We start from the raw sequence: 4,771 nt of genomic DNA, 5'->3' as shown, positions 1-4,771 counted from the left end.
CAGGAAGGCCTCGGCCAGACCACCGCGGTCGGCATCGGCGGCGATCCGGTCAAGGGCACCGAATTCATCGACGTGCTGGAGATGTTTCTGGCCGATCCAAAGACGACTTCGATCGTCATGATCGGCGAGATCGGCGGATCGGCCGAGGAGGACGCCGCCCAGTTCATCAAGGACGAGGCCAAGCGCGGCCGAAGTAAGCCGATGGTCGGCTTTATCGCAGGGGTAACCGCGCCTCCCGGCCGCCGTATGGGCCACGCCGGGGCCATCATCTCGGGCGGCAAGGGCGACGCGGCATCCAAGACCGCGGCCATGGAATCCGCGGGAATCACGGTGTCGCCGTCGCCGGCTCGGCTCGGAAAGACCCTTGTCGAAAAGTTGAAGTCTTAATTCAATTCTTGGTTCTTTTCGGCGCGAAGATTCGCCTTAAATAGGGTATTAGCTCCCCAACGAGCTAATCCGGGCCGGATCGGTCGGTTTCGACCGTTTTTCCGAGCAACGCCAAATCATCAGGACGCAATCATGTCTCGCCAGGACGCGAATGCCGCATTTGCCCTCTCCTCCTTCCTGCAGGGCGCCAACGCCACCTACATCGACGAACTCTACGCCCGCTACGAGAAGGAGCCCGCCTCGGTCGATCCCGAATGGCAGGCGTTCTTTAAGAGCCTGAAAGATCCATCCGCGGACATCCTGAAAAATGCCGACGGGCCGTCCTGGGGCCGGGACAACTGGCCGCTCAGCCCGCGCGACGACCTCACCTCGGCGCTCGACGGCAACTGGGCCGAAGTCGAAAAAGTGGTTGGCGGCAAGATCGCCGCCAAGGTGCAGGCCAAGGGCGCCGATCCGAGTTCTGCCGACGTGCATCAGGCGACGCGCGATTCGGTCCGCGCCTTGATGCTGATCCGCGCCTACCGCATGCGCGGCCACTTTCACGCAAAACTCGATCCGCTCGGGCTGGAGCCCGCGCGCGATCACGAGGAGCTCGATCCGCGTTCCTACGGTTTTGTCGACGCCGATCTCGACCGCAAGATTTTCCTCGATCACGTGCTGGGCCTCGACTACGCGAGCTTGCGCGAGATCGTCGCGATTTGCGAGCGCACCTACTGCCAGACGCTCGGCGTCGAGTTCATGCACATCTCGAACGGCGCGCAAAAGGCGTGGATCCAGGAACGCATCGAAGGCCCCGACAAGGAGATCAGTTTCACTCCGGAAGGCCGCCGCGCCATCCTGATGAAACTGATCGAGGCCGAAGGCTTTGAGAAATTCTGCGACCTGAAATTCACCGGCACCAAGCGCTTCGGGCTGGACGGCGGCGAGTCGCTGATCCCGGCGCTGGAGCAGATCATCAAGCGCGGCGGCAGTCTCGGCGTAAAGGAAATCGTTGTCGGCATGCCGCACCGCGGCCGCCTCAACGTGCTGACGCAAGTGATGGGCAAGCCGCACCGCGCGCTATTCCATGAATTCAAGGGCGGCTCCGCCAACCCCGACGCGGTCGAAGGTTCGGGCGACGTCAAGTATCACCTCGGCACCTCGTCGGACCGCGAGTTCGACAACAACAAGATTCATCTGTCGCTCACCGCCAATCCGTCGCATCTGGAAATCGTCGATCCGGTGGTGCTCGGCAAGGTGCGCGCCAAGCAAGATCAGCATGGCGATCCGCCGGACCAGCGCATTTCGGTATTGCCGCTGCTGATGCACGGCGACGCCGCGTTCGCAGGCCAGGGCGTGGTGGCGGAATGTTTCAGCCTGTCGGACCTGAAGGGCTATCGCACCGGCGGCTCGCTGCATTTCATCGTCAACAACCAGATCGGCTTCACCACCTATCCGCGCTATTCGCGCTCCTCGCCCTATCCGTCCGACGTCGCGAAGATGATCGACGCGCCGATCTTTCACGTCAATGGCGATGATCCGGAAGCGGTGGTGTTCGCCGCCAAGGTTGCGATCGAGTTCCGGCAGAAATTCCACAAGCCGGTCGTGATCGACATGTTCTGCTATCGCAGGCACGGCCACAATGAAGGCGACGAGCCGGCGTTCACCCAGCCGGTGATGTACAAGAAGATCGCGACCCATCCGAGCACCCTGGAAATCTATGCGAAGCGGCTGATTTCCGATGGCGTGATCAGCGAAGGCGAGGTCGAAAAGGCCAAGGCGGACTGGCGCGCGCGGCTCGACTCCGAGCTTGAAGCGGGTTCGGGCTACAAGCCCAACAAGGCGGACTGGCTCGACGGCAAGTGGGCCGGCATGAAGCTCGCCGATCAGGAAGAAGATCCGCGCCGCGGCGTCACAGGCGTCGACGTGGCCACGCTGAGGGATATTGGCCGCAAGATCACCAAGGTGCCCGACGGATTTCACGTTCATCGCACGGTACAGCGTTTTCTGGAAAATCGCGCCAAGGCGATCGAGAACGGCGTCGGAATCGACTGGGCGACCGGTGAGGCGCTGGCCTTCTGCACTCTTTTGGAAGAGGGCCATCATGTCCGGCTGTCCGGACAGGACTCTGAGCGCGGTACCTTCTCGCAGCGGCATTCGGTGCTGATCGATCAGGAAGACGAGACCCGCTACACCCCGTTCAAGCATCTCAAGCCCGATCAGGGGCGCTACGAAGTCATCAACTCGCTGCTGTCAGAGGAAGCGGTGGTTGGCTTCGAGTACGGATATTCGCTGGCCGAGCCGCTCGCGCTGACGGTCTGGGAAGCGCAATTCGGCGACTTCGCCAACGGCGCGCAGGTGCTGTTCGACCAGTTCATCTCCTCGGGCGAACGCAAGTGGCTGCGGATGTCGGGCCTGGTCTGCATGCTGCCGCACGGCTATGAGGGGCAGGGGCCGGAGCATTCGTCCGCAAGGCTGGAGCGCTTCCTGCAGATGTGCGCCGAAGACAACATGCAGGTGGTCTATGCCACCACGCCGGCCAATCTGTTCCACGTGCTGCGGCGCCAGCTGAAGCGCGAGATTCGCAAGCCGCTGATCATGATGACGCCGAAGTCGCTGCTGCGCCACAAGCGCGCGGTGTCGCGGCTCGACGAGATGGGCGCGGACACCACGTTCCATCGCCTGCTCTATGATGACGCGCAGATGCTGCCGGACGAAAAGATCAAGCTGGTCGCCGACGGCAAGATCAAGCGCGTCGTGCTGTGCTCGGGCAAGGTCTATTACGACCTCTATGAGGAACGCGAGAAGCGCGGCATCGACGACATCTACATCATGCGCGTCGAGCAGCTGTATCCGGTGCCGCTGAAGGCGCTGGTGCAGGAACTCGGCAGGTTCAAGGGCGCTGAAATCGTCTGGTGCCAGGAAGAGCCGCGCAATATGGGCGCTTGGCATTTCCTTGAGCCTTATCTCGAATGGGTGCTGAACCAGATCAACGCACCGAACAAGCGTCCGCGCTACGCCGGACGCGCGGCGTCTGCGGCCACCGCCACCGGATTGATGTCGAAGCATCTGGCGCAGCTCAAGGCGCTGCTGGATGAGGCGCTGAACTGACGGTTTCCTGAAAGCCGTCATGCCCGGGCCTGTCCCGGGCATCCACGTCTTTCGGCGGGGTGAGATTAAAGACGTGGATGGCCGGGACGAGCCCGGCCATGACGCGAGAAGGAAGAAACAATGACTGAAATCCGCGTTCCCACGCTCGGCGAGTCCGTCACCGAGGCCACCATCGGCCGTTGGTTCAAGAAGGCCGGCGATGCCGTCGCGGTCGACGAGCCGCTGGTCGAACTTGAGACCGACAAGGTCACCATCGAAGTCCCTGCACCTTCGGCCGGCACGCTGGGCGAGATCGTCGCCAAGGACGGCGAGACCGTCGCGGTCGGCGCGTTGCTCGGGCAGATCAATGATGGCGCCGCAGCCGCCAAGCCCGCGGCAGCACCCGCCAAGGCCGACGCGCCTGCCAAACCCGCCGCGCCGGCTGCGCCCGCCGCTGCCGCGGCTGCACCGGTCCAGAAGGCCCCGCCGGCCGATGCACCGCTAGCGCCATCCGTGCGAAAAATCTCCGCCGAGAGCGGCATCGACGCCGCCACGGTGCCGGGCTCCGGCAAGGACGGCCGCGTCACCAAGGGCGACATGCTGGCCGCCATCGAGAAGGCGGCGTCGGCGCCGACGCCGGTCAACCAGTCCGCCGCCGCGGTGCAGGTACGCGCGCCCTCGCCGGCCGACGACGCCTCGCGCGAGGAGCGCGTGAAAATGACCCGGTTGCGCCAGACCATCGCGCGCCGGCTCAAGGAGGTTCAGAACACCGCCGCCATGCTCACGACCTTCAACGAGGTCGACATGAGCCACATCATGGCGATGCGCGCGCAATACAAGGACGTGTTCGAGAAGAAGCACGGCAGCAAACTGGGATTCATGGGCTTCTTCACCAAGGCCTGCGTGCAGGCGCTGAAGGATATCCCGGCCGTGAACGCCGAGATCGACGGCACCGACCTGATCTACAAGAATTATTATCACATCGGCGTCGCCGTGGGCACCGACAAGGGCCTGGTGGTGCCGGTGGTGCGCGACTGCGACCATAAGTCGATCGCCGCAATCGAGAAGAGCATCGCCGATTTCGGCAGGCGCGCCCGCGACGGCCAGCTCAAGATCGACGAGATGCAGGGCGGCACCTTTACCATCACCAATGGCGGCATCTACGGCTCGCTGATGTCGACGCCGATCCTGAATGCACCGCAGTCGGCGATATTAGGCATGCACAAGATTCAGGAGCGGCCGATCGCCATTAGCGGGAAGGTCGAGATAAGGCCGATGATGTATCTCGCGCTGTCCTACGACCACCGCGTCATCG

At 63.3% G+C, this 4,771-nt stretch carries 2 protein-coding genes and 1 pseudogene; all 3 read left to right on the top strand.

The window, feature by feature from the left end:
- Positions 1-387 (top strand): annotated as a pseudogene (locus VGP39_RS24180) (succinate--CoA ligase subunit alpha); the annotation flags it as partial.
- A 132-nt stretch (positions 388-519) separates the two neighbouring features.
- Complete coding sequence (locus VGP39_RS24175; protein WP_327570618.1) at positions 520-3,477, top strand: 2-oxoglutarate dehydrogenase E1 component; 2,958 nt, start codon at positions 520-522, stop codon at positions 3,475-3,477.
- 120 nt (positions 3,478-3,597) lie between these two features.
- The coding region (gene odhB, locus VGP39_RS24170; RefSeq protein WP_327570617.1) for a 2-oxoglutarate dehydrogenase complex dihydrolipoyllysine-residue succinyltransferase at positions 3,598-4,771 on the top strand (1,174 nt) is incomplete at its 3' end.

The sequence above is a fragment of the Bradyrhizobium sp. genome, from assembly GCF_036009065.1.
Taxonomy (GTDB): Bacteria; Pseudomonadota; Alphaproteobacteria; order Rhizobiales; family Xanthobacteraceae; genus Bradyrhizobium.
This window is presented reverse-complemented; position numbering and strand designations above follow the sequence as displayed.

Bases quoted from the DNA above. Each gene is read 5' to 3' on its own strand.
- VGP39_RS24175 (WP_327570618.1), top strand. From the start codon at position 520: ATGTCTCGCCAGGACGCGAATGCCGCATTTGCCCTCTCCTCCTTCCTG.